Annotated in this window: 1 protein-coding gene and 1 rRNA gene; one reads left to right on the top strand and one right to left on the bottom strand. The window is 51.4% G+C overall.

The genetic code is table 11. The annotated features are described in order from the left end of the window. Positions 1 to 194, top strand: a 194-nt coding sequence (locus tag BN3659_RS13315; RefSeq protein WP_216092795.1) for a hypothetical protein, incomplete at its 5' end; no start/stop codon positions are given. A 49-nt stretch (positions 195 to 243) separates the two neighbouring features. On the opposite strand, the gene BN3659_RS05520 is transcribed toward BN3659_RS13315, so the two are convergent. After that, positions 244 to 364: ribosomal RNA gene (locus tag BN3659_RS05520) — 16S ribosomal RNA — on the bottom strand; the annotation flags it as partial.

The following is a 364-nucleotide window of genomic DNA, read 5'->3' as shown; positions in this document are numbered from 1 at the left end:
CAACGAACATCGCCTCCAAGAGCCTAGGCATCCCCCATACGCCCTTCTATACTTTCTTACATTCCCGGATACACCTATTGTTGCATCCGAAAACTTTATCTCATCTCCTTAAGTATGTCAATGAACGCTGCAAACTTTCGCTTGCGATGAACAGCACTCGGTTCGAACCTACGCCTGAAGCGGTGCTGTTGTAACGTTTCTTTGAAGCGAGCAGCAAAACATACCTTCGAAACAAAGCTCCAGAAAGGAGGTGTTCCAGCCGCACCTTCCGGTACGGCTACCTTGTTACGACTTAGCCCCAGTCACCGGTTTTGCCCTAGGTCGCTCCTCGCGGTCACGAACTTCAGGCACCCCCAGCTCCCAT

The sequence above is a fragment of the Alistipes sp. CHKCI003 genome, assembly GCF_900021155.1.
Classification (GTDB): domain Bacteria; phylum Bacteroidota; class Bacteroidia; order Bacteroidales; family Rikenellaceae; genus Alistipes; species Alistipes excrementavium.
This window is presented reverse-complemented; position numbering and strand designations above follow the sequence as displayed.